Below are 26,973 nucleotides of genomic sequence, written 5' to 3'. Positions count from 1 at the left end.
TGCCTGCATTACAATTGTAGGATTAGCAAAAACAAAATAATAATTTGGAAATGCTGCATAAATTGTATGAACAAATATTAATAATCCTATCTATTGTTGAAGAGAACTAAAAAAGAAGTTGTTCCTAAAAAGTCGTTTTTTAACGAATTTTTGAGACAACTTCTTTTCTTACATATTGTAAGTTAAATTTGAGAGTAAAATAAAATTAAGCATGTTATTATTTTGTAGAAATTCCTACATACGATGAAATATCAACATTTAATGCTTCTGCTAAGCGAATACCATATTCACGATCTGCACGGAAGAAGTTACAAATAGCTAGTAGTTTCGTACGCTCATTTACGTCTTTCAAGTCATTAGTTAAGTTTGCAATTAAGTTGTCTTGCTCTTCTTTAGAGAATGAACGATAACGCTCACCGGCTTGTTTGAAGTCGTTCGGTTTCTCATTTTTTTCACGAGATACATAGCCTTCAACTCTCATAGTTGAATCGCGGTAAGTTGGGTCTTCAACTGGATTTTCAGTATGGCGGCTCGGTTCATAGTTTATTGTAGATGGGTTTTGATTTACTTGCATCGCACCATCACGTTGTTGATTACGAACAGTTGCGTATGGGCAGTTTACAGGGATTTGTAAATAATTTGCACCAAGTCGGTAACGCTGTGTATCTGGATAAGAGAATAAACGACCTTGTAATAGTTTATCTTCAGATGGTTCAATACCAGGTATAGTTGCACTTGGTGTAAAGGCCGCTTGCTCTACTTCCGCAAAAAAGTTTTGTGGGTTACGATTTAGTGTCATTGTCCCTACTTCAATGAGTGGGAAACAATCTTCTGGCCATACTTTTGTTGGATCTAATGGATCGAAATCTAAAGAATCCATTTGATTTAATTGCATCACTTGTACGTGTAGATCCCATTTTGGATGATTTCCTTTTTCAATCGCATCGAATAAATCGCGAGTTGCATGATTAAAATCTTTACCTTGTACTTGTTCTACTTCTTTTGCACTTAAATTTCGTACACCTTGCTGTGGTTTCCAATGATATTTAATGTAAACAATTTTACCTTTTGCATTAATCCATTTAAATGAATGGACTCCGAAGCCTTCCATTTCACGATAGTTTGCTGGTGTACCATAATCAGAAAATACCCATGTCATCATATGAGTAGATTCTGGTGTTAACGTCATAAAATCCCAATAACGATCTGGCGTTTGAATATTTGTATCAGGTGCTGGTTTTAAAGAATGCACCATGTCAGGGAATTTAATTGCATCACGAATGAAGAAAACTGGTAAATGGTTACCTACGATATCGTAGTTTCCTTCTTCTGTATAAAATTTAACAGCGAACCCACGCGGATCACGTGCTGTCTCCGGAGAGCCTTGGCCATGAATAACTGTTGAGAAACGAACGAATACAGGCGTTTCAGTTCCTTCATTTTGTAAAAATGCTGCCTTCGTATATTGCTTCATACTTTTTTTGGTTACAAATACACCGTGAGCACCTGCACCACGTGCATGTACAACACGCTCTGGAATACGTTCACGATCAAAATGAGCAAGCTTTTCTACTAAATGATAGTCTTCTAATAATACCGGTCCACGGCGACCAGCTGTACGAGAATTTTGGTTATCTCCAACTGGAGTACCTTGGTTTGTTGTTAAGCGATTATTTGGATTCATGAAGTGGAACCTCCTGTTTATAAATAATAATAATGATTTTCTTATAATAATTATTATTATTTAATATATATTTTGTTTTATTGCTTGTCAATGATTAAAAATCGTTTTTATTTCATTTTTTGAGGTAGAGTCCGCGAATCAATCCATAAATATATCTTGTATATTTACCATAGCCAACCTAAAATACTCTGTAATAAATCCATGACTCTGTATTATCACCTAAAATTATCCAACCGGTTAGTAATCTTCTAAACTAGAGCATACTAATCACACATCTTTTCTGCAGTTTCATTCCCCTTATATTTATATAAATTAATCCGTATGAGTACTCGTCCAGCATTTTGGATTTTTTTTCAAAACCCCTACAGTGGTAACTATATGCTCAACTAAGTAATTATTACATATTATGTAGTATGTATATTAAGTTATAATTATTATAAATTGATAATTGATAAAAGTAAATAATTTGTCGATAAATGTCATAAAAAAACCAATATCAATTCTTTTTTTATAATTTTTATAAAAAAAGAATTGATATTGCATGGAGATTATATTAATATCATTCGAGGATATTATGTACTATTTGGGGCTACCGCCAGCATTTTGGAACAACCAAGCTTCTTAAATGAAAAGATCTCTAGCGTACGATATTCGCCTTTAGGCTAGGAAGATATTAATTTCTTAGGAGAATATAAGTTTGGGAGATTACACCCAATAAGTTTACATTGCTTATGTCTTTTGAATATTAAAGAGCCGATTTGCTCATAACGAGGTAAATTGGGCTCTTTTCTTCTCTGAATTTTCTTAGCTTGGTTTTTTTCTGAAATAAACGTTAATTATGAGGAGAGAATGCCGATGCTTAGAAAATGCCGAAATATAGGGAGCTTATTATTAATTCTTACTTTGCTAATTATAGCTTGTGTATTACAGGCCTTGGGAGAGGAGAATGGGGAATGACGGATGCAATTATAGAAATTTTTATGAAATTCATTGTGATTTATTGTATAGGCTGTTTTGGTGGTAGTTTGTTATGGAAAACGAAAACAGATTGAAAGATGAGGAGATTCACTATGAGCCTTCCCACCCAAAAAAAGATGTTGCAGCGGGTTAAAAAAAAGGCAACGTCAAACTGTAATGATGATCCTTTGGCTTTTGCAATAGGGATTAGAAATGGATTTTTAATGGTAATGCCATTTTGGTTAGTTGTATTGTATTTAGTTATATGAAAACTCCATAACTACGAAAGGGTGAAAGAAATGATTGCTTCGAATGGGATTGTAGATTTCCATTCGAGAAAGCAGGCCCAAGAATTCACAATGGAGATGACAAAACAAATGCTTCATGAAACCGTTGGATTCAAGTGGGGGAGAACTACATAATCATTTTTAAGTGGAGGCACCTTTTATATTAAAGCTAAGTTTGAACTACTCACCACTTAACGTCCTTACGGACTGTTTGAAGTGGGAGATTCCTGTGAACACCGATGTATCCACCGGTTATCTTAGCAGGCTCTACCCGTAGTCCCTACGGTGAAAACATAAGTATCTTGTACGTTGACTCACACACTACCTACTTTAGCTTGGTTTTCGCAACTTCGGCAAGCGTGGGGCGATAGAACGTTGAAGATTTTACGGTTGCAACGTTTTTCTGCAACCAACCTCATGTCTTCAGTTTTCGAAGAGCAATTTGTACAAGTAAATGATAGCAAACATGTTGGCTTATGCCAACCGACATTCATCGCCCACCTAAAATTGATGCTTTACACCTTCACATTTTTGAGGAAGGAGTCTTCTGTCGGAAAACGATAAAGAACAAGCTCATTTATCCGAACTTAAGGTGTTTGTTGTACAAAGTGAGAAGAAGGACAGCTTTTTAGAATATATCACTAGCCATTTGAGATTATCCTTCCTTTCATGCTTTTTAAATCATGTTAGCTCGTAAAGATTCAATGCGTGCTCTTTGTTCCTATCCTTTCTGGATCGTATATGAGGGCAATAGAGGGGGAAATAACAAAATGAGTTTAATCACTCCACATTATTTGCTTGTAGGCGGATGTTCGAAAGACAAAGTGTTACAGGCACATAAAAAAGCAAAAGAAATATTTAATCCGAATAATGAAATGAATAAATTGATAAGTCCGTTGAAAAGCGACTCCTTTTTTATACTTTACGACGGCAGCCATCACAGATGGAAAAATGAAGATGAATATATGAAGGCGAAAACGGCATATATTCAATACCTTGTAGAGTCTGATATTCAGTTTGTAGAAATGGCAACACAAGAATTGATTTCTTGAAAGCATGCAAAAGGTCCAAAAAAACTAGAACAGCACATCTATCATGTAGAAAGAAAAAAACGGTGCATCATTAATCAGCTAATCAATTGGGGAGTTTCAAGAGGCCTAACTTTATTTAGGTGAATCAGAAGAGAACTTGGATTATCTAGTCAAAGCATTTTGGGGTGTATATAAAAACGTGGGAATTTAAGAGCAAACGATGAAAAATATTTCGTTTTCACGTAATAAATTATGTGGTGCTAGAGTTGACAGGAGAATGAGATTAAGGACGAAAAAGTCCTATCACTTAATTAATATAAGGCGAATAAACTAGGGATACCACTCCATGTCCACCAACTTAAGAATCTTTACTAGCTCCACGTTATTCTTTCTAAAAGACTAAATAGAAAGGATGACAGTTTTTTTACTAGATTTTTAAGTTGATGGACATATATAGTGACTCCTAGGAGTTGATACATATAAAAAAAGAGCTCATGTATATACAATTTTAAAAAAATAAACTACCAGAATCTTAGAACTTATATCAAACCAATAGCCGTTTATCAACAAGAGTAAAGGAGCGGTGAGTATGACAACAATTTTAGTATTAGAAGATGATATAACCATCCGTAGTTTTATTACATTGAATATGAAGCGTGCTGGTTTCAATGTTTTAGAAACCGATACAGGTGAAAAAGCTCTTAAGCTTTTAGAACAGCATAATGTTGATATTGTAATACTTGATGTTATGTTACCAGGAATAGATGGATTTCGGGTATGCAAAAGCATACGAAAAAACAATGAAGATATTGGTATTATTATATTAACGGCACTTGTTCAAGAGAAAGATCAGGTACACGGTTTGACAATTGGGGCAGATGATTATATTAAAAAGCCATTTAGTATAATTGAATTAGTAGCACGTGTACAATCATTGCTAAGAAGAATTCAAAAAAATAAAAAGGAATTGGAATTGATTCATTCGGGGCCATTTCAATTAAATCTTCTGCTAGGAGAATTATATAGGAATGAGATAGTAATTGATTTAACTCCAACAGAGCATATTATTTTACGATATTTAATGGAAAATTCCATGAAACCAATTTCACGAAATGAACTCTTAAATAAAATATGGGGTATAAATTGTGTAGGCAATACAAAAGTCATCGATGTGAATATCAATCGTCTTCGTCAGAAGATCGAAACTAGTCCTTCTAATCCTGAGTTTCTCCTTACGGTACGGGGAAAAGGATATAGATGGAACGAAAACAAGCATTGCAACTAATTTGGCAGAAAATCGATTCGCTTATACTTTTTTTTAATTACAAAAGTATTTACAAAACTTACAAAAACTATTTTTACTATTGAAAGCATTTTAATATTAGTGTTAAGAAAACAAGTTTTTTGTGGATAACTTGTTTTCTTTCACCCTTACAGAACTGTCATCTTTATGTAAGGATATTAGATAGTTTATTTAGCTTTTAAAATTAATAATAGGATTATAGCAATCAACAATAAATTTTTAAAAATTATAGGAGTGTGTTAATAATGATCGTAACAACAACTAATACTATTCAGGGTAAAGAAATTATTGAGTATATAGACATCGTAAACGGTGAAGCAATTATGGGTGCAAATATCGTACGCGACATCTTTGCTTCTGTTCGTGACGTTGTAGGTGGCCGTTCTGGTGCTTATGAAAGTAAATTAAAAGAAGCTCGTGACATTGCCATGGAAGAAATGAAACAACTTGCAACGCAAAAAGGAGCAAATGCAATTGTTGGTATCGATGTAGACTACGAAGTCGTTCGTGATGGAATGCTAATGGTTGCAGTAAGCGGTACAGCTGTACGTGTCTAAATAGCAAGTAAACTATAACCTAATTGGTGAACTGCAACTCTACTTGTTAGACATAACTAACAAGTAGAGTTGCAGTTTTTTATAGAAAAATATTCTTTGAAAAAAATTAGTTACATGTGGTTCTGGTGAATAGTTAATATGTATCAAACAAGTCGATACATTAGGTTTAGGATTTATACAATCGCTATTAACTATTGGAATTTCTGGCCTAGCCCAAAAAAGATTCTTGCGAAATTACATGAAGGGAATCAATTCCTTGGTAAAGGTCAATTTCTGCTACTAGAAATCGCTGATTTGGTTAAGACAAGATACCTAAGTACAAGTATATGGTTAGAAACCATCAAATATGATTTTAGAATTATGTATTATATGAAAAAGCCAAATGCAACATTTTCAGATGAATTAAAGGAAGTAAAAAAAAGAGAATAAGAGTGTCTCAAGCATACCAGGGTATGTTGAAAAAATAAAAAACTAATTAAATCAAAAAGATGATGCAGAATAAATTATTAATATTATAAACATATATCGATTCAAAAGGAGATGTTTAGTTTGTTAAATTATGAAAAAGACGCAGAAGTTTTTAAGGCATTAGCTCATCCAGTAAGAATTGAAATTTTGAAAGAATTAATTATAAGAGGGGCATGTAATGTAACACAAATTGTAGGTATACTGGGTATCCCACAATCTACTGTTTCACAGCATTTAGCAAAGATGAAATCTCAAAAATTAATTAGAAATGATAGAAAAGGATTAGAAGTCTACTATAGTGCCCAAAACAAAACTATTAATTCCATTGTTGAAATACTACTAGATTACAAATCTACTAATTGTAAGTAAAAAATAATAATCTTTGTTCCAGAACCCCCTAAGTCAATCAAGGATTCTTAGCGGATTGATGAGACGTATGTAAAAATTAAAGGTCAATGGATGTACTAATACCGTGCTGTTATTTAAAGTTAATACAATTAATTTTCATGTTTCAAATACGTCAATGAATCCTTATGATTGAACTACCCCCACTTTCACTTCTTTTAGAAGAGGGGGATTCCTAGGTAAAGAGTTAGGCTATCTCCACAGTCCTTGCGGTTAGAAGCCTTATCGCTTCATTCTTTAGATTGATACTTGCGTTATAAACATTTTCAGTCTTCCTTCTTTTTAATTAACTCTTTTACAAAATCTTTTACTTTCTCTTTTTCTACCTCACTACATTTTATTTCTTCAAATTCAGTTAGGTTTATATGGATTTCTTGTAATAGTTCATAAATATCCTTCATACTATCTCACCTCATAAATTCTTTCTTATTTGAATTTTTTATCGTTTTCCGACAGAAAACTCCTTCCTCAAAAATGTGAAGGTGTGAAACACCAATTTTAGGTGGGAGATGAATGTCGGTTGGCATAAGCCAACATATTTGCTACCATACACTTGTACAGATTGCTCTTCGAAAACTGAAGATATGAGGTTGGTTGCAGAAAAACGTTGCAACCGTAAAATCTTCAACGTTCTATCGCCCCACGCTTGCCGAAGTTGCGAAAACCAAGCTAAAGTAGGGAGTGTGGTGAGTCAACGTACAAGATACTTATGTTCCCACCGTAGGGACTACGGGTAGAGCCTGCTAAGATAACCGGTGGATACATCGGTGTTCGCAGGAATCTCCCACTTCAAACAGTCCGTAAGGACGTTAAGTGGTGAGTAGTTCAAGCGATTAAGAAAGTAAATCTAAGGCATATTTAGTAAAAACTTATTATTTCCGTATTATCTATATATTTAATTTGTAATGTGTGATGATAATAATAGATATACAATTTCTTATACCTTATATAACGTATTAAACAAAGTAATCTTTCACACTTATCACAATTTTTTTTGTTACCATACGATTTTATGGTAACAAAAAATTGGAAATGTCTATTTCTTAAATTGTATTATTTAAAATACTGTCCAATTACTCCCCTCTATTTTTGTAAATATTTACTTGATTGACAATTTTCTTTTTAAGTATCACTATTTTTATATCAAATAATTACTGAAAATTCGGAATTTTATTTAAAAAATTTTGAATATGTCTTTCTTGAAAAAAATTGTGATAATATTAAAAAAAACGATTTAAAGTTAATATTTCCCACCCTATTTTTAATTGAATTATTTTTTCATTTGAGTATCCTTACCTTATTTACTTCCTATTTGTTAGTTTATTGTATTCTGTTCTATATATTTATTTTTTAATGCGGTTGTTTAAAAATAAAAAGGTAGTCAGTCTGCAATATCTAAATAAATTAATTAGATGTTAAAGGGGGAAAAAACATTGAAATTGAAAAAAACTGTAAGTTCATTAGTATTAAGTGCTGCAATACTTGGTTCAGGAGCAACAGCAGCATTTGCTGCAACAGAATATGTAGGGGGGGGAACATGGAATTATGGAACCGGTGGTGGTTCAGTTTGGTCAAATTATTACCACGGAAGCAAAGTTCACAAATCTTCAGTAATCGGACAATATTATTATAGTTCTCCATGGACGAACCCAGGTTACACTTCATATGCAAGTGCACCTGATACAGCTGGTGTAGATGAATCTTATTGGTCTGTTAAATAAAAAGTAAGAAAAATCCTAGAACTCGTGGGTTATTACCTGCATGTTCTAGGATTCTATTTTATGTTACTTAAATACATATAGATAAGTAAATTATTTTTGTTAATATTTGAAGACAAAGAGTATTCTATCTTCATTTGAATTTTAAATGAAAATAGGATACGGAAAATGGAGACTGGTATGAAAAAAATATTAATTACATTAGTACTTGTAGCCTATGCTGTATCTTCATTTGTACTTACTAAGCACTTTGAAAAAAGAGAAATGGTAAATATTAATTTTTCTGATAGAAATGGAATTCAAGTGGTTGAATTGAATAAAGATGAACGCCCGGAAGATAAACTGAGAAAGATTGAGGAATTATCCAAAAAGGAAAAAATCAACATCTATAAATTATCATATAAACCGATTAAAACTTCAAAAAAACAAAAAGTAATTATCTATGCAGCTATAGGGGATGAAACACAATTCAAACAAAAATATCCACTAGAATGGGGAAAGATATTCAATCAAGATCATTCCGTAGCAAGTTATTTGTCATCAAGAGATACGAAAGATAAAGAGCAGGTTGGAAAGATAAACATATTTTCACCTGAACTTATGGTAGAAATTAAACCTATAGAAGCGGCAAAGGATGAAAACTTGAGAGGCGCTTATTTTGTTGATAGTAACAATCCAAACGTTGTTCAAAAGGTAAAAGAGAAATTAAATACGGAAATCGGGTTCAAAACAGAAGAGTCAGAACGAGCAGGTGCTATGAACATCCTAGAAAATCAGGGAGTTGATAAGTACTTTATTATAGTTCTTACTATAGTTCTGTTACTCATCTTCCTGAGTTTTTTATATTATATATTATTAAATTATAAAAGTTTGGCAATTAGAAAACTGTTTGGATATACGGATAGAGAACTGATTTTTAAGCATCTATTAAAAGAAAGTATTCAAATTCATACGTTATCCTTAATGGTAGTTATTATAGGACAAGTAATATACTTGTTTTTTTATAATAGGATGAGTAAATTCTTAGATTTTGGTAGTACATGGATTGTGTGGCAATTAATTTTTTCAGGTATTTCTATTCTAGTTAGCCTACTTCCTTCTTTAATGATATATCATATAAAAATTCTGGAACTATTAAAAAATAAAAAACCATTAAAACTAGTTCAATTTTTAAATTATAGTTCAAAGTTTATCTTTTCGATTTTTCTAATTATCTTCTCTTTTAATCTTATAAATTATTATCAAGATCTATCTGTACAAAACTCTAACCAGGAAAAATGGGATACAACAAAAAATTATAGTTTTTATGAATATCAAAGTAATATTATAGGCGACCGCACAAACTGGGAATATGAAACTGGAATTAAAAGCAAGAAACTATTTGGAATAACTAACCAAAAAGGGGCTTTGCTTATAAAACCATCAGATGGTATAACGTACAAAAAACAGTTAGAGTATAACAATTCTTTAAACAATACTATAGGAGATGTTAAAGAGTATGATCCTCACGGCGGTAACACCCTTCAAGTGAATTCTAATTATTTACATGATAATCCAGTTTATGATTTGAATGGTAAAAAAATCAATATCGATGCTGATTATGGTGACTATTTAGTTATATTAGTTCCCAATAAATATCGCAGCAACGAAGCTGATATTTTAAAAATGTATAAAGAATGGTATCAATTCACAAGGTTTATTGATGAAGATAAACATAAGGAAAGCATAGGAGAAAAAATTGAACCACATAAACAGGTTGAAATTAAACTTACCTATATCCAAGATAACCAAAAACATTTTTTGTATAATCCTATGCTAGAGGTTAAAAACCAAAATTATAGCAAGGACGCTATATTGATTGTTGTTAACTCAGAAAATATGGGTGGAGACAGCTATTTAAGTTATTTAACTGGGCGTTATTTTTTCCCAAAAGTAGATAATCCAAGTCAGCCTTATAAAGAATTAAAAGAAGACATTAAAATCGCAGGTCTTCAAGATATCATTCTTACAACGCCGTCATTATATAGTATTGTAGATGATTATCTCTTTAAATTAAAAAGCGAACTTCAATTTACTCTTCTTTTTGTAACATTATTACTTAGCATAGAGATTATTATTACTTGTTTTACAGTTTTAAATTATTTAGAAAGAAATAAATTTATTCATGCCGTTCAAAGAATCAATGGCTTTGATTTTTATAAGCGACACAGTAAAATCTGTTTTCTCTTAAGTCTTTTTTGGTTAATAATTTATTTAGGTGCATTAACATTTAAATTAACAACTTATACAATTATTTCACTTATAATTCCAACTTATTGGTTAGTTGAATTATTAATTGTTTATTTCATCATTCGATTTGTAGAAAAGAAGAAAAATAAGGACGTATTAAAAGGAGCGTAGTTCAAGTGGAAATTGAGCTAAAAAATATATCTAAGAAATATGAAAATAAACAAGTGCTTGATAATTTTAATTTGGTTGTAAATAAAGGAGAAATGATGGCTATTACGGGTCAAAGTGGAACCGGAAAATCAACGCTATTAAATATAGTAGGTCTTTTAGAAGAACCAGACTCTGGAGATGTAATCATACAAGGAATAGAAAACGCTTGGAAGAGCGAGAAAAAACAAATCGAGCTTTTTAGATATACAATAGGCTATCTCTTTCAAAATTATGCATTAATTGATAATGAGACTGTGAGCAAAAATTTAGATGTAGCACTAGAATATGTTAAGTTACCTAATAAAGAGGACAAGAAAAAAGAAGTTCTAGAAAAAGTTGGGCTACTAGACAAATTAAACAGTAAAATTTATCAACTTAGTGGTGGAGAACAACAAAGAATAGCATTAGCTAGGCTCATGTTAAAAAAGAATGATATCATCCTAGCAGATGAGCCGACTGGATCATTAGATGAAGTGAATCGGGATCAGGTGCTTAGTATATTAAAGTCATTAAATAATGAAGGAAAAACAATTCTAATTGTTACTCATGACCCTGAAGTGTCTAAAATATGTACGAACGTTGTTACACTATAAATTTTGAAAATAAGGTATTAACGGTTATGGTGCAAAAATTTCAAAATAATTGTAATGAAAAATCCCCCATAGATTTTATACCTATGAGAGCTGCCTAAGGGTATTTCATATTTGACTTAGTTCTATTGTAATAGGCTTTCGCCATACATGAGAAACATAAAGATCCAAAAACTAACTCTCATAACAAGAAATTCTTTACACCTTTGCTGAAAGGAAATGTACGCTTATCTTATAATAAAGAATGCTCTTTTAAATAACAAAAAGGGCATTCTTTTTTTTAGTGGCTTTATTCTCCAGTATTCAACTTCATTTTAACTGAGGCTTTAGCCTTTTCCGGTAGATGTCCTTTAATTCCCAGTCAGAAAGGTTTCGTTTTTGTGCAACTATTTGAATTGACGCAATTTCGTGATAAGCCTAAAACCACATGCCCATCAGCTTAAGAAAGTAAATACCCCAAAACGAGAAAATTGGCATCTCCACATAAAAATATACAATTTTTTTGTTTTGGGGATGCTTCAAAATATTAGCTTGATAGCAATGGAATTCGTACATATGGATAATAAACAAACAGATTTCAGTTTCTAATTCATATTAGAAGTAATGTACCTATTTCTTCTGTACTTAAACCATTTAATTTTATACAGGTTTCTAGGGATAGGTTATAGGAATATTACTTTGGCTAAGATTCAATTATGGAGAATTAGTGAAAATAAACAATAAAATCACCTTATGAAAGACTTTTGTAATATTTACGTAAGAGATTTGAAAGGTTTTTAAATTAAAATAACCTTCTGAACGTAAGATTCGGATTAATAAATAGAAAAATAAAAAATGAGGAATGACGTTATGAATGGAAAAGAAACAAAAAAGGTAAAAAAGATCCTCCCTGTAGGAATTGGAAAGAAGGTAATCCCTGCAACAGCGGCATTAGGTATTCTTTTTTCTATGGCTCCTGTTGGAGAAAATAAGGCTAGTGCAGGGATAGGTGCGGTAGTAGATATAACTATTACTGTATTAGGTGCTGTAGCAAACACTTATGAAGCGCTTGGAATAAGCCCAGGGGATCGAGACCCAGGTACTCACATTGATGTATATGCAGAAAACGAAACTTACCAAGCTCCTAGTTTTAAATCTGGGGAATTTAATATTTCCATGTACCATACACAAGGTGATTTGAATTTTCTTAAACAAATTAAAGTACGCTATCCAAATGGAAAAATTGAAATTCATCAACTAAAATCTGGGCAACAGCTTAAAATTACTGAAGCAGGTGCAATTATAGATTTAAACCCTAATGCAGCAAATGTCTCAGAACACGATCTTCTTTACATTACACAAGCACAATTAGACGAAGGAAAGACCGGAGTTGTGATAAATCAAGGCCAACATGCATTTGTAGAAAAAGCATCTGGTAAAAACCCAAGATTTCTTGGCCCACTTTACAAAAAATATTCCGGCGACTCCTTTGGCGATTGGACGGTGATTGCTAGAAATTCAGATTACCTATTTGATCAGATAGCAAATAAATTATCAGATGAACAAAAACGATTGATAACATTAACTTCAAAGCCAGTATCTAAAGATGTCCTTGACAACTATGTTAATAATGATCCTAAAGCTCGTGCAGATTTTTATGATCGATTATCTGATGTATTGGCGGAGCGTACTAACGTCCTAGAGACATCTATGGCACTGCCATTCATTACACTAAATGACGGTAAAGGTTATCAAATTATCCCTTATAAAAAAGGAACGAATAAAGTAATTGTAAAGACAGGTTCAAGATATCTTTCAGGAAAAGAAGGAAACGGACTTCAATATTCTGATTCGCTTGGCGATGATGAAGTGTTTGAACTTGTTCAGATAGGAAATTCTAACGATGGTAAATTTCAATTCCGTTTGAATAACAAAAATGGGGTAAGTCTGGCTGGTAATCAATATACTTCTCAATTTAGTACTGATTGGAGTTTCAAATCTGAAATTCGTTTCTCTGATAAAAGCAACAATGAAATTAAGAATTGGTTAATAGAGTGGTATCCGGGTAAAGAAAATGAGAAACAAAATTATGACAAAATAGAGATTATATCTAATGAAAAGGACCCTACTAAATATAGTGCAAAAGATTCCTCTGGAAACGTGATAAAGAACAGTTGGATCAATCGAGGTACTGGTTATTCCTTTGCAGATGCTGAAGGAGTCATTTTGACAGGCTGGCAAGAAATTAAGGAGAAGACTTATTATTTCTCATCCCCTTATGGCTACATGGTTACTGGCGGAGGAAGTGATTCACTAATTGATGGGAAGTACTATAACTTCAATGACTCCGGTGTTCTGCAACGATCAGCATGGAGAGACCTATACTATTCTGATGCTTCTGGAGCGTTTGTTAAAGAAGGCTTGAAAGATATAGATGGGAAAATTTATTATTTCCAAAACTTCGTGCCAAATAAAAAAGAACTACGTTTAGAAGATCAAGATGTCATCCTTCACTTTTCCGAAAAAGGTGTGCTGGAGAGAGTTTCTAATCTAAATGGGGAAGCTATAAACAACGCTGTTAATGTTAAGCTTGACAACAAAATATTAGCATTTAATAACGACGGTTCAATTTTGAAAACAGGAATCAACAAAAATGCGAACACAATAGCATATTATAGTTTAGAAGATGGAGCTTTCTATACCGGATGGAAAATGATAGACGGTAAAAGATACTATTTCACAAATGGCCACAATACTATTTTCAATAATTATGAAAACATTGACGGAAAAAGATTTTATTTCCATGAAGATGGATCAGTTAACCGAGCAGGTTTTGAAAAAATCGACGGTAAACTATATCACTTTGACAATAACGGCGTAGCACAAACGGGCTGGCAAACTATCGATAATAAATATTATTACTTCGATGAGAATGGGGCAGCTAAAACAGGATGGTTCCAAGTTGGTGGTGGATATAGGCCTTGGCCTCTTGCATATGGATACCTTTGGTATTGTGCTAAGGAAGATGGTTCCCTTTATGCAGACGGTTGGTTTAAAATCGACGGTAAAGATTATCACTTTGACCAATGGGGACATAAAATGTAATAACATAATGATGGTTTGAAAATTTAGCCTATACGTATAAAAATGGATCATGACATGGACTGAGTATATTTTCCATGTTATGAACCGGTTTAATCTTTTCAGATATACTCCCTCTTATTGGTTACCGATTAGATTCTGTGAGACTGAATAAAAAATTCGAACTAGACTTAAGTTTACTTGAAGCTAAATATATATTGGAATTTATGATGAAAGAAATTGGACCGCATGTATATAATCAAGATGTAGAAGATGCATGTAAAACATTACGTCCTCAGATGGATGTTATTGAAGAAGAAATTTACATGCTACAAGTTCCAATAAAATCGAAGTGATACACCCGAGCCACCTTTTTTGTAAAACAAAAAGGTGGCTTTTGTCAGCTCATAAATCCTTAACGTAGGAAAATCAGTTATTCAACTTTTAAAAATCTCTTAGCTTAGGTTTTATCATTTTAGCCAAGAAGACTCCTTCCTCAAGGAACGCGAAGTGAGTAGGTGGGAGATGAATTGGCTTCGAACAACGGATGGCAGGAAGCCATCTTAATTGTTCGACATACATAAACTGTTACTTCACTACCTATCGAATGTACGTTTGTTGTATGATAGACACATATCGAAATGGGGGTGAAACGAATGATGATCAATAAAGCATATAAATTTCGTATCTATCCAAATCAAGCACAAGCGACCCTAATCAATAAAACGATTGGCTGTTCTCGTTTTGTATTCAATCATTTCCTATCTCTATGGGATAATGCATACAAAGAAACAGGAAAAGGTTTGACATATGGTACATGCTCTGCCAAACTTCCTGCCATGAAGAAAGAGTTTGTTTGGCTAAAAGAAGTGGATAGTATTGCGATTCAGTCGTCTGTTCGCAACCTTGCGGATGCTTATACACGCTTTTTCAAAAAACAAAACAGTGCTCCGCGTTTCAAATCTAAGAAGAACAACGTACAATCTTATACCACAAAACAAACAAATGAAAACATTGCCGTTATAGAAAACAAAATTAAATTGCCAAAACTAGGTCTTGTTCGATTTGCCAAAAGTCGTGAAGTAAAGGGACGTATTGTAAATGCTACAGTTAGACGGAACCCTTCTGGCAGATACTTTGTGTCATTGTTAGTCGAAACAGAAGTGCAAGAACTTCCGAAAACACATTCTTACATTGGAATGGATGTGGGACTAAAAGATTTCGCTATTTTGTCAGATGGAACAACCTATAAAAATCCGAAGTTTTTTCGATCATTAGAAGAGAAGTTGGCAAAAGCACAGCGTGTTCTTTCTAGAAGAATGAAAGGATCTTCTCGATGGAATAAACAACGAGTAAAAGTAGCTAAAATTCATGAATATATGGCGAATGCTAGAAAAGATTACTTGGACAAAATCTCGACTGAAATCATCAAAAACCACGATGTTATCGGTATAGAGGATTTGCAAGTATCGAATATGTTAAAGAATCATAAGTTAGCAAAAGCAATTAGTGAGGTATCATGGTCACAGTTTCGAATCATGTTGGAGTACAAGGCAAAATGGTACGGCAAACAAGTCATTGTCGTATCGAAAACATTTGCTTCCAGCCAATTATGTTCTTGTTGTGGATATCAAAACAAAGACGTTAAAAATCTAAACCTACGTAAATGGGACTGCCCTTCTTGCCTTACACACCATGATAGGGATATTAACGCAAGTATCAATCTAAAGAATGAAGCGATAAGGCTTCTAACCGCAAGGACTGTGGAGCTAGCCTAATAAATTAGAGTTCGATAGAACTCTTTACTTAGGAATCCCCCTCTTCTAAACGAAGTGAAAGTGGGGGTAGTTCAAATCATTTAGTTGGCGGGGACCCCGAAGCGAAGTTGGTAAAAGCACAGCGTGGAGATTTCATTTAATCTATATCATATTTTCGCTTGCAACTATTTCTAACTTTTACTTTCAATGCATTTTTTAACCAATTTTGGTTAAGTTATTTTCATAGAGGTTATTGCTAATTCAATGGACATATTTATATATCAGTATGCCTGATTTTTAAAATATAAATTTCTTAAAAACTTTATGTAACTTCTTTCTGAAAGGAAGGGTATTATCAATTGAAACCGTATGAAAAAGTACCTGATGAATCTATAAAATCTTTACAGGATTTAATGCAATTACTAAAAAAATCTAAAGATTTTATAACATTGGAAATCAATTCAAACAATTCCTCTATAGTCATTTCATATTTTAGAACATTAATCGATGTGAATATATTCCATGAAGAGATTTTAACTTATATAAAGGAGAAGAGCTTCGATTCATTACAAGATATGCAGTCTGTCTTACCCTTTGAAAATTCAAAAGTAACAAATCAAATGGAAGATATTCAGGATAGTATTTTAAGCGGTTATATACTTATTCAGTTCGATACAGATAAATTAAATGGCTTGTTAATAAATGTGTCAAAGAAAGAAAAAAGAGATATTACAAAAGCTGAAATTGAATACAATATCGTGGGTCCACAAATCGCGTTTGTTGAAGATTTAGATGTAAACTTAAATTTAGTACGTAGAAAACTTCCAACACCTTATTTGCAAATGAAGGAATTGAAAGTAGGCTCTCTCTCTAACACAACCGTTGCAATTGTATATATTGAGGGTATTGTAAATGATCAAAATCTACAAGAAATTATAAAACGGGTGACTCAAATAAAAACAGACCACGTTTTGGATAGCACGTATTTGACTCAGTTAATTGCAGACAATCCTAATACTATATTTCCTCATTTTTTGAATACAGAACGTCCAGACCGTGTAGCAGCTGTATTGGCAGAAGGGAAAATTGCACTTTTTGTAGATGGCTCACCTTACGCTATCACCCTTCCAACAACATTAATTGACTTTTTTTCTACGACAGAAGATTACACCATGCCTTGGATTATTGCCTCATTTTTTCGACTGTTAAGGATTTTTGCTTTTATCTTTTCTGTTTTAACGACTCCATTATATGTTTCGATCTTAACATATCATTATGAGCTTATTCCAAAAGAACTTCTTGAAACGTTGATCATATCGAGAAGTAAAGTACCTTTTCCTCCATTAATTGAAGCACTTTTTTTAGAAATAACGATTGAATTACTGAGAGAAGCGGGGACACGTTTACCAACTAAAGTGGGTTTAACTGTCGGTATAGTAGGGGGTATTGTAATTGGACAAGCATCGGTGGAGGCAAGTCTTACAAGTAACGTACTTATTATCATTGTTGCACTTTCAGCTCTTAGTTCATTTACAGCACCAATATATCGAATTGGTAATACAATTCGAGTAATTCGTTTTCCTTTTATAATAGCTGCACACCTGCTGGGCTTATTAGGAATTGTTTTAACAAGTTCTTTCCTTTTAGCACGCTTATTACGTACAGAATCATTAAGACGTCCTTATTTGTTCCCTTTTTATCCCACACGCCCTACAGATTGGAAAGACAGCATTATACGTCTGCCAATCTCAGCGATGTTCCGACGTCCAATTTTTTCAAGATCTAAACAGCGGTTTCGTTTTGATCCAGAAGAGGTAGAGAAAAATAAAATCATATCACGAAATGATTTCGATGATTGAATTTAACAGGGAGGAGCATTATGAAACAGATCCCAATTGAGTATCAAGTCTCTCCATATATGGTATTTTTTTTAATTATTACTATACAGATGGGGGTTGGTATGCTTGGTTTTGAAAGGATTGGTGCAAAGTTAGTTGGAAATGATGCGTGGATTAGCACGCTACTTTTTGGAATGTCTGTTAATCTTATGATTTGGATCATATATCAGATTTTAAATCAGGGTAATGGAGACATCATTGCAATCAATCAAAACGTACTTGGAAAATGGATTGGTGGATTGTCCAACTTCATTTTTTTATCCTATATTGTATTGTTAGGTGCAACAACACTCCATACTTATATCGAAGTAGTACATGTTTGGATGTTTCCTTCCATTTCATCTTGGGTTATAGCTGGGGCCTTTTTAGGCTTATGTTATTACATTGTGACTGGAGGATTTCGTGTAGTTGCCGGAATCGGCTTCTTTGGAATCGTTATCCCAAGCATTCTAATCTTCACATTTTTTTATCCTTTGCAGTATGCAGATTTTCGAAATTTATTTCCAATTGCACAGCATTCATTCCTAGAAATTATGAAAGGAATGAAAGGAAATATGTTTAGTTTTTTTGGATTTGAAATGTTATTGTTGTACTACCCATTTATTAGAAAGGCAAAAACGTCTCAAAAATATGCGCATTATGCAAATTTAGTAACGACTATTGTCTATACATACCTTATGATCTTAACTCTTGCGTTTTTTAGTGAAAAACAACTTGCGAGCGCGATATGGGCATATTTAAGCATGATTAAAATTATACAATTTCCCTTTATAGAGCGGTTTGAATACATTATTGTTTCTGTTTGGGCTTTTTTTATATTACCTAATGTTTCCTTTACATTATGGGGAGTAAGTCGTGGTATAAAAGAGGCACTGGGAATAAAGCAAAAATATGTTTTGCCAGTTATCATCTTATTCATCTTTGTTTTATCATTTTTCTTGAATAACCGTAATAAAATTAACTTATTAAATACTTGGACAGGTCAAATTGGCTTCGTATATATATATGTATATCTACCTGTACTATGGCTAATTCAAACCGCCAAAATAAAGTTAAGGAGATAAACATGAAGCAATGGATACTTTTCCTTATATTAAGTGTCTTCTTAATAGGTTGTGCTAAAACGAAAATTGTGGATGACATTGATTTAGTTCAAGTTGCGGCATATGATACTGAAGCAGAAGGTAAGCTAAAAGGAACCTTTGCGATTGCAGCTTATAAAGGAGGCGGGGAAGGTGAAACGAAAATCTATTCAGCATCAGGCCAGACTGGTAGAGAAGTTCTTGCAAGAGCATCCGAAAAATCTTCTGGACCTCTAGAGTTGGGGCAATTGCGTGTTATTATATTTAATGAAAAAATAATTGAAAAGGGAATGCAGGAAATTTTAGAGACTTTGAACCGAAATCCTAGTGTAGGAAATGCAATTTATTTAGCAATTACAAATGTAAAAGGGGAATCACTATTAAAGGGGAACTATTCTAAAGAAAAAGAAATTGCTTCCTATCTATCCTCTTTACTGGAGCAAAATATGAACAATGGAACGCAACCAAAAACAAATTTTTTTATGTTTTTAAACCAACTTGATGATGATGCGAGAGATTCATATTTACCGATGCTATCTAAAAAAGGTAACGTTTTGGAGTTAAATGGAATAGCACTTTTTAAAAGATGTAAAATGGTTGATACAGTGAAACCTAAAGATTTATTTGTATTTAAATTGTTGACAGATACTTTTAAACAAGGCACATACCAATTCAAACTACCTGGTTCTTCAAATAATTACGCCACGATAGAGAATATAAAGGCTAGAACAAAATATAAGATGGAGGGGAATAGTAAGCATCCATTCGTAAATGCTCATATTCAAGTTAAAGCTGAAATTCAAGAATTTACAAAAACAAAAAATCTAGATAATCCTAAAGAAATAAAAAAATTAGAAAAAATCATGGAAACAGAAATAGAAAAAAAAGCAACTACATTGATAAAGAGATTTATTAAAAAAGGCACAGATCCTATAGGACTTAGAAAACTTGGTAGAACTCACGTAAGAAAATGGAACAGTCAAGAATGGGAAGAATCCTATAAACATTTACATTTTCGTGTAACAGCTGATGTAAAGGTAATCCAATCTGGTGTTACAGAATAAATAAATCAAATAAGATACGGAAAATTTCAATAAAAAACATGGTCTCGCAGGAGATTAGGGAGAGAGAAACTAGTAACAAAGCATCTCATAAACATTAAGATGCTTTGTTACTAGTTTTTATTTATGAATTTTTACATAGTATTTTTCTAATATAAGTACAGCCAACATTTCGAAATTTTTGTATGCTAAGCGAATTTTAACCTAAAAAAGTCGAATTCCTGTACGTTAAGTGAAGTGACTTTTCATTCACATAACCCGTATTATCTGAAGTTAATAAAGTATGTTACACTCTCTTCTTTAAGAATGTTTCCATAATATCCTTCTGAAATCTTTCATAATCAAACTGAAAAGCTACATTATGTGTTTTATATCCTGGATTCGTAGCAAAACGAAAGTCTGCAATGCTTTGACCAAATCCTTCTCCTTGATCAGGAATAACTTTAATGGGTACTCTTGAAAGGCTAACAGCCTCTTGATTCAGCAAATACCACACTGTTACAAAATCATGCATAGGGCTTCCGCTTATACCAGGATTAGACTTGGAGTAGAAATTATAATAATAGTCTAACATAGGTTTGATGATGAGTCCGGCAAGATCCTGTGTATTCCGATGAAATGCATCGATTTGCTGGACCATTTCGGGTGTAACAATCGCATGTTGAGTTACATTTAATGGGATAATTGTTAAGTTCTTCGCATGCTGCAGAATTAAATTTGCTGCATAAGGATCTGCGTAAAAGTTAGCTTCAGCCACGGCAGTCACGTTACCTGGATAGAAAAAAGCTCCGCCCATGCAAATGCATTCTCTTACGTTACGCATTGTTTCTAAATTCAATACAAAGGTCGTAGCTAGCGAAGAAAGTCTTCCCAAATTGATAATTGTAAGGTCTTCTAAATTTGAATGTATAATTTGATAAATATCATTTAAAGGATAAACTGGATAAGAAATTTCAGGGGGAATGATAGGTCCTAATCCGACTTTTCCATGTACCTCAGGGAAATAGTGAACCAATATACCTGTCAACGGTACAGAAGCACCAAGGAATACAGGTATCTCTTTTTTTCCCGCTATGTACTTCAAATAGTTAATATTTCTTATTACATTTTCTCTTGATACATTTCCATAATCGGCTACAATCCCTACAAGTTGAATATCTTTACGAAAAAAAGTGTACAGCATAGCAAATGCATCATCAATTCCCAAATCTGTAAACAGAAGAACCTTTTTTTGCATATGTCTTCCTCCAAAATTTATAGAATCCTACTTTCACTAATGATGTAGTGATTAGACTAAACTTGTACGTATATATTTTATGTATTCCTAAAGAGTGGATTCTATTCATTTGAAGTAGCTTTACTCATCTAAATTTGATATTATGTTCAATCGCAAAATACATAAGGGGGATTAGAAATATGGAAAGACCCGTTGTTATTGAGGAGTATACACCGGATTGGGCGCTACAATTTAAAGAAGAACAAAAGTAGAAAACTGCATAAACCTTAAAAATACAACTTATCAAGGTTAGTTACGGTTATAAATTCCTTAGCTTACCATTTTCTCAAAATGATATGGTGATCCCAAATCATCTTCGAGAATCTATCGTGTAGATCTGTATGCATCCTCTATATAAATCATAAGGATTGTTTGCATGTTGGCTTTAGTTTTATGTACAATAAAGGGAAAGATATAGTCTGAAACAGGAAGAGGAGAATCATGTCCAATTCATTAGTAAATTTACGTATCGATTTTGCATTTAAGCAGTTATTTGGCACAAATGGGAATGAAGATATTTTAGTTGCTTTTTTAAATGCCATATTAAAAGATTCTTTAGAATCACCTATTGTTTCCCTGCAATTAGAAGATCCACATTTGCATCGAGAATATGAAGAAGATAAATTATCAATTTTAGATATTTCGACTACATTAAATACAGGAACAAAGGTAAATGTAGAAATACAATTGAATAACAATCACGATATGATCAAACGAAGCTTGTATTATTGGGGAAGGCTATACACCTCTCAATTGCAAAAAGGAATGCCTTATAGCTCACTTCATAAAACGATTACCATTAACTTGTTAAACTTTGCGATGTTTCCAGAATATGAAGCATTTCATACAACAGGAATCCTTTGGAATCAGCAACAACAAAAGCTATTAAGTGACGATATAGAAGTTCATATTGTAGAGATTCCAAAGTTACTACAGCAATGGCGCGAAGAGAAAGTTAATCCGTGGGAAGATTCTTTTGTTCGTTGGTTATTATTATTACCAGCGAATGAAGATGAGTATCTCACACAAACATTGGAGGACATTGCCATGAACCAAGATCCGATTTTACAAAAAGCAATAAATAAGTGGGAACATATGAGTCAAGATTCTTCTTTCCGTCAAGCATATGAAGCAAGAGAAAAAGCCTTAATGGATGAGGCTGCAAAGTTTGCTCATGCTCGTAATGAGGGAAAAAAAGAAGGAATTCAAGAAGGGGTTCAGCAAGGAAAAATACAGATGATTAGAGGTATGCATGAGCTTGGTGTACCACTTGAAACGATTGCTAAAGCCAGTAAATTAGATATTGATGAGGTTGAACGTATTTTAGAAAAAAATAAATAACTCAAAAAGAACCTATTAACAGGTTCTTTTTTGAGTTATTTATGGGGTACCGTCACACATCCATCAACCTAAGGATTTTATAATGCCCCAAAAACAAAAAATTGTACATTTTCACCTAGAGATGCCAATTTTCTCGTTTTAGAGTATTTGTTTTTTGGGGTTGATGGGCATGGGGGATAACAACGATTCGTTCTTTTTCGGACCACTTGTAAAAAAACTTGAAATGTATTATAAAACAATGACTTTAAGGTAATTAAATTTGAAGTTTTCAAGAAGATTTTCTTTAAATGTATTCCGCCCACTTATTTTCCAGCAATATTTACAGGTGTTCTGTAAACAAATTTTGTTAAATTCATTCCAAAAGTTAACGGAACTCTAATTCTGTTACTTAAAATAATGAGTGGCCCAAAAAATAGTAATCGTTGCCGTGCCCCGAATACGGAAAAATGATTATATCTTGATTACCATCTACACAATATTTTCCTTTCGGGCCCTTTTTATTGCTTCTTCGCGGTTGTTGACGCTGAGCTTCGAGTAGAGAGTGGAGCAATAATTGCGGATCGTTCCCTCCGATAAAAATAATTTGGCGGCGATCGACTTATAACGCAGTCCACCTGACAGATGCTCCAGAATCTCCATTTCACGTTTCGTAAGCCCGTACGGGAAGTTTTCCTGACTTGAGCCGATCTTCTCCAATTGCTCGCGTTGACTTTTCATCTCTTCGAAAATTCGCGTAGCGACCAATTGATCGATCCAAATTCCTCCGTTATAAATTAGTTTCAAGGCTTCCTTCATCTCTCGCGGATGAATCGACTTCAGCATGTAGCCCTCCGCACCATGCTCCAATGCAGTTGCTGCCTGCAAGGAATCCTCAAACGTTGTCATGAACACAACCTTCATATCAGGCCATCGTTGTTTCATCTCAAGTAAAGTTTCAATCCCGCTCATTCCCTGCATACTAATATCCATTAGCACGATATCGGGTTGGGACCGCTCACAATGTTCTAATGCTTCGCCACCGTCCCTGGCTGTACCAACTACGTTAAAATCAGTATGCTGATCCAAAATTTTCTTCAAACTGTGGGTAATGATCACCTGGTCGTTAACGAGCAGCAGGCGGATTGTATCATGTGCAGGCTCTGTCTGCAATGGAATATTACATATGACGAAAGTTCCTTGTTCTGGCTCGAAATGTACGGAAACCGTGCCGTGAAATAGCTTAAGTCGTTCCTTCATCCCATTAAGTTCAAATCCAAATTGGATTTCTTCCATTCCGATGCCGTTATCTTCGATCTGTAACCTGAGCTGCTGACTCTCGAAATACAACTGAACGGATATCAAGCTCGCCGAACCGTGCCGAACCGCATTGTTCAGAGACTCTTGAAGGCAACGATATAGACAAAAGTTTATTTTTTGCATAACGGGAGTCTCGCTACCGATCACACGGAATTTGACCATTATACCTGTTGACTTCATAAAGTCTTCGGTAAATTGCCGTAGAGATTCACTTAACGAATGGTTCAATGGAGTATGAGAGGGCTGATGCAGATGTTTTCGGATATCAACCAGACTGTGTTGGGCGATTCCGACAAGCGAATCAATCCTCTCTATCTGTGAATTTGGTACGGACGATCGTAGCGATTCGACGCCGACGATGAGTGAGGTAAGCGTATGGCCAATCGTGTCATGCAGCTCATGTGACAGCCGGCTGCGCTCCTCCATCAGCGTAAGTTCCTCAATCCGCTCAATATGCTGCTCCAGCAATAGCTTTTGCTCATGAATAATTAGGGTTTGCTTATGGGACTGAATTAATATATTAAACGTGAAGCCGATGGCGAATCCAAAACCGTTGCTAACGATAAATTCATACGGGAGACGACCAGCGATCCAACCGTTCAATGTCGGCAATATGATTCCACAGAGGATACCTGTCCATACATAGGTTCTCCGATTGCTCGCCAAGCCGATATTCATCACAAGTAAAACGAAAGACCAAAGTAACTCCGGTACTGTATAGGCTAAATAAAGATGAAAAACCCCCGCTGCCATGACGTCGACTGCAAGATACCAATCTGCATTTCTACACCAGGCGATTAATGGAACGAGATAAACGACGAAAGCAAAAGAAAATAAGACCCAAAAAGACGCATCGATTAATGACGGTTTGATAAAACTAGCGCTTATGATAATGACCATCCAAAGCGTTCGTATGGCCACAAATATCCAATCATACCAGAACCATTTTTTTATTATAGAGAACACGGATTATGCACACCTACTTGTATTTTTGAAAATTAATTCTGAATAAATCAAATCTATCATGCACCATAAACTTCTGATCCGTCAAGCGAAAGAGAGGGTAAACAGTTAGAATTTACTGTAACAAGCACGTCACATGAGATATTTGACATTTTGTCATATGGTATATGTGACAAGTCCAATTCCGAGTGTCAACAAAAGTTTGGCGGTTTCATCACTATCCGATTTAACAATTTTGGGGATAAGGTGAGGATGTAAAGCAACACAACATTCCAAAATAATAGGAGCGATACGTTATGAAATTACTCAGGATTAAAAAAGGAGCTGTACTTGCATTAACAGCTATATCGGCGAGTACACTGGTATTTTCTGCTTATGGGTCTATAAACCCGTTACAGACTGAAGGTGCGGTACAAGTGAAGACAGAGAAGGAAAAGAAAAGCAAGCATCGGGATGAAGTCAAACGCGTCATTGATGAAGTGGTAACCATCAAAGGAGTCCCAAGTGTCATAGCTGGCGGGTTACAGAACGGGAAGCGCTGGTCTTACGCTACAGGTACAGCCAGTTATGAAGTACCACACCCGGTGGAGTCCAATTTTTCATTCCGTATTGGAAGTATTTCAAAGACTTTCACAGCGTCCGTTGTATTACAGTTGGCCGACGAGAAAAAATTGAATCTGGATGATTCGGTTGAAAAATGGCTGCCAGGTGTCATAAAAGGTGAAGGGTATGATGGCAACAAAATTACGATCCGTCAGTTATTGAATCATACAAGTGGGCTTGCTAGCTATACAGATTTGGATTTCCGAGATATTACTTTGCCTCAAAATCCATACCGTTACTATTCCGTCGATGAGCTTATAGACCTTGGGCTTTCAAAGCCACCTGTATTTGCACCAGGAAAGGGATGGGATTATTCCAATATGAATACTGTACTAGCTGGTCAAATTATTCAAAAGGTAACAGGAGAAACGTATGCGGAACAGATCAGGAAACGGTTTATCATACCGCTTGGAATGAAAGGGACCTTTGTGATGGGAAATAGTCACGAAATTCCGGGTAAGCATGCCACAGGATATAATATGGATAGATCGGGTCATTTGTATGATTTAACAGAAATGAATCAATCATGGGCAAATGCGGCGGGAGATATAGTCTCAACAGTTAATGATTTGACTACCTTCTTCAGTGCGTTGTTGGGCGGGAAACTTCTGACTCAAGATATGATGGACCAGATGCACACAACAGTAGATGGACCTTTTGGTAAAGTCGGACTAGGGATTTATGAATTTAAAACAGCGGACGGGCAATCTTACTGGGGGCATGCCGGAGGTACTTTCGGATATGAATCGAGAGCCGTCGGATCTCTAGACGGGAAGCATATTCTCGTAACATGCATCAACTCGGTAGGTCCACAAGTAGCACCAGCTCACGATAAAATAATCAATAAAGAATTTAGCCATTACACAAGTCTAAACAGACAGTGAATTATATATGTTTGACCTGCTTGGAAAGTGAAAATAGACCGATCTATACATGGTTACGAGTGCCGGATCATATCTATCACTTCTCATGGGATTTATACACAAAAGGACCGTCAGGATGTTTTCCTAGCGGTTTTTCTTATGAGATGGATGTATATTGTATTCATAGAAGTTAGCATAAAGTCCTATTATCGGTAGCGAAGAAAAAGACGTCCCCTTACTCTCACAATGGATTCTCCTTTTTCTTTTTCTATGACTCTATGCATCTTTTTATACAGTCCTATTCTGGAGCGCCTTTTGGCTTCCCTATAGTTCC

Annotated in this window: 21 protein-coding genes and 1 pseudogene; 18 read left to right on the top strand and 4 right to left on the bottom strand. The window is 34.2% G+C overall.

Annotated features, from left to right (window positions below):
- Positions 1-217 precede the first annotated feature (217 nt).
- Positions 218-1,684 carry a catalase gene (locus MHH42_RS29775; protein WP_070174182.1) on the bottom strand — a complete coding sequence of 489 codons (1,467 nt, stop codon included), beginning with the start codon at positions 1,682-1,684 and terminating at the stop codon, positions 218-220.
- A gap of 1,256 nt (positions 1,685-2,940) precedes the next feature.
- On the opposite strand from MHH42_RS29775, the gene MHH42_RS29770 reads away from it, so the two are divergent.
- From MHH42_RS29770 to MHH42_RS32505, 7 genes and pseudogenes are all read left to right on the top strand, one after another.
- The gene (locus tag MHH42_RS29770) at positions 2,941-3,063 is read left to right on the top strand and encodes a hypothetical protein (RefSeq protein ID WP_255253887.1); all 123 of its coding nucleotides are present in this window, start codon (positions 2,941-2,943) and stop codon (positions 3,061-3,063) included.
- Between the two features lie 635 nt (positions 3,064-3,698).
- Positions 3,699-3,980, top strand: a complete 282-nt coding sequence (locus MHH42_RS29765) for a hypothetical protein (RefSeq protein WP_053445880.1) — start codon at positions 3,699-3,701, stop codon at positions 3,978-3,980.
- Between the two features lie 568 nt (positions 3,981-4,548).
- Positions 4,549-5,244, top strand: a complete 696-nt coding sequence (locus MHH42_RS29760) for a response regulator transcription factor (protein WP_070189754.1) — start codon at positions 4,549-4,551, stop codon at positions 5,242-5,244.
- A gap of 263 nt (positions 5,245-5,507) precedes the next feature.
- Positions 5,508-5,819, top strand: coding sequence for a heavy metal-binding domain-containing protein (locus MHH42_RS29755; RefSeq protein ID WP_000637486.1), 312 nt, complete (start codon positions 5,508-5,510; stop codon positions 5,817-5,819).
- A gap of 138 nt (positions 5,820-5,957) precedes the next feature.
- Positions 5,958-6,248, top strand: a complete 291-nt coding sequence (locus MHH42_RS29750) for a hypothetical protein (protein WP_070189755.1) — start codon at positions 5,958-5,960, stop codon at positions 6,246-6,248.
- A gap of 120 nt (positions 6,249-6,368) precedes the next feature.
- Complete coding sequence (locus tag MHH42_RS29745; RefSeq protein WP_000935902.1) at positions 6,369-6,656, top strand: ArsR/SmtB family transcription factor; 288 nt, start codon at positions 6,369-6,371, stop codon at positions 6,654-6,656.
- 51 nt (positions 6,657-6,707) lie between these two features.
- Positions 6,708-6,807, top strand: a pseudogene (locus MHH42_RS32505) (DDE-type integrase/transposase/recombinase); the annotation flags it as partial.
- Between the two features lie 151 nt (positions 6,808-6,958).
- Here MHH42_RS32505 and MHH42_RS29735 read toward each other — a convergent pair.
- Complete coding sequence (locus MHH42_RS29735) at positions 6,959-7,093, bottom strand: hypothetical protein (protein WP_255253888.1); 135 nt, start codon at positions 7,091-7,093, stop codon at positions 6,959-6,961.
- A 1,032-nt stretch (positions 7,094-8,125) separates the two neighbouring features.
- Between MHH42_RS29735 and MHH42_RS29730 the strand changes: the two genes are divergently transcribed.
- The 9 genes from MHH42_RS29730 (at position 8,126) to MHH42_RS29690 (ending at position 20,300) form a co-directional block, all read left to right on the top strand.
- Positions 8,126-8,413, top strand: coding sequence for a lactococcin 972 family bacteriocin (locus tag MHH42_RS29730; RefSeq protein WP_000768885.1), 288 nt, complete (start codon positions 8,126-8,128; stop codon positions 8,411-8,413).
- A gap of 177 nt (positions 8,414-8,590) precedes the next feature.
- Positions 8,591-10,810: a DUF1430 domain-containing protein gene (locus tag MHH42_RS29725; RefSeq protein WP_340895190.1), complete on the top strand. Its 2,220-nt coding sequence runs from the start codon at positions 8,591-8,593 to the stop codon at positions 10,808-10,810.
- Between the two features lie 5 nt (positions 10,811-10,815).
- A complete protein-coding gene (locus MHH42_RS29720; protein WP_053445876.1) occupies positions 10,816-11,442 on the top strand; it encodes an ABC transporter ATP-binding protein in 627 nt (208 codons plus the stop codon).
- An 846-nt stretch (positions 11,443-12,288) separates the two neighbouring features.
- Positions 12,289-14,523 carry an N-acetylmuramoyl-L-alanine amidase family protein gene (locus MHH42_RS29715; RefSeq protein ID WP_340895188.1) on the top strand — a complete coding sequence of 745 codons (2,235 nt, stop codon included), beginning with the start codon at positions 12,289-12,291 and terminating at the stop codon, positions 14,521-14,523.
- A gap of 137 nt (positions 14,524-14,660) precedes the next feature.
- On the top strand, positions 14,661-14,855 hold the full coding sequence (locus MHH42_RS29710; RefSeq protein WP_257129014.1) for a DUF2164 domain-containing protein: 195 nt from the start codon (positions 14,661-14,663) through the stop codon (positions 14,853-14,855).
- A 300-nt stretch (positions 14,856-15,155) separates the two neighbouring features.
- Positions 15,156-16,277, top strand: coding sequence for an IS200/IS605 family element RNA-guided endonuclease TnpB (tnpB, locus tag MHH42_RS29705; protein ID WP_340895184.1), 1,122 nt, complete (start codon positions 15,156-15,158; stop codon positions 16,275-16,277).
- A gap of 338 nt (positions 16,278-16,615) precedes the next feature.
- Complete coding sequence (locus tag MHH42_RS29700) at positions 16,616-18,115, top strand: spore germination protein (RefSeq protein WP_097926947.1); 1,500 nt, start codon at positions 16,616-16,618, stop codon at positions 18,113-18,115.
- 20 nt (positions 18,116-18,135) lie between these two features.
- Entirely contained in the window at positions 18,136-19,218 is a 1,083-nt protein-coding gene (locus MHH42_RS29695; RefSeq protein WP_000809696.1) for a GerAB/ArcD/ProY family transporter, read from the top strand.
- 2 nt (positions 19,219-19,220) lie between these two features.
- Positions 19,221-20,300, top strand: a complete 1,080-nt coding sequence (locus MHH42_RS29690; RefSeq protein WP_097926948.1) for a Ger(x)C family spore germination protein — start codon at positions 19,221-19,223, stop codon at positions 20,298-20,300.
- Between the two features lie 283 nt (positions 20,301-20,583).
- Here MHH42_RS29690 and MHH42_RS29685 read toward each other — a convergent pair whose 3' ends face one another.
- Positions 20,584-21,534, bottom strand: coding sequence for a nucleoside hydrolase (locus MHH42_RS29685; protein WP_001170302.1), 951 nt, complete (start codon positions 21,532-21,534; stop codon positions 20,584-20,586).
- A 480-nt stretch (positions 21,535-22,014) separates the two neighbouring features.
- On the opposite strand from MHH42_RS29685, the gene MHH42_RS29680 reads away from it, so the two are divergent.
- Positions 22,015-22,914, top strand: coding sequence for an Rpn family recombination-promoting nuclease/putative transposase (locus tag MHH42_RS29680; RefSeq protein ID WP_141499387.1), 900 nt, complete (start codon positions 22,015-22,017; stop codon positions 22,912-22,914).
- A 468-nt stretch (positions 22,915-23,382) separates the two neighbouring features.
- Here MHH42_RS29680 and MHH42_RS29675 read toward each other — a convergent pair whose 3' ends face one another.
- Positions 23,383-25,176, bottom strand: a complete 1,794-nt coding sequence (locus tag MHH42_RS29675; RefSeq protein ID WP_340895179.1) for a hybrid sensor histidine kinase/response regulator transcription factor — start codon at positions 25,174-25,176, stop codon at positions 23,383-23,385.
- Between the two features lie 293 nt (positions 25,177-25,469).
- On the opposite strand from MHH42_RS29675, the gene MHH42_RS29670 reads away from it, so the two are divergent.
- Positions 25,470-26,660: a serine hydrolase domain-containing protein gene (locus MHH42_RS29670; protein ID WP_340895177.1), complete on the top strand. Its 1,191-nt coding sequence runs from the start codon at positions 25,470-25,472 to the stop codon at positions 26,658-26,660.
- Positions 26,661-26,973 lie beyond the last annotated feature (313 nt).

The organism is Bacillus sp. FSL L8-0099 (genome assembly GCF_038006385.1).
In the GTDB taxonomy this organism is placed as follows: Bacteria; Bacillota; Bacilli; order Bacillales; family Bacillaceae_G; genus Bacillus_A; species Bacillus_A toyonensis.
This window is presented reverse-complemented; position numbering and strand designations above follow the sequence as displayed.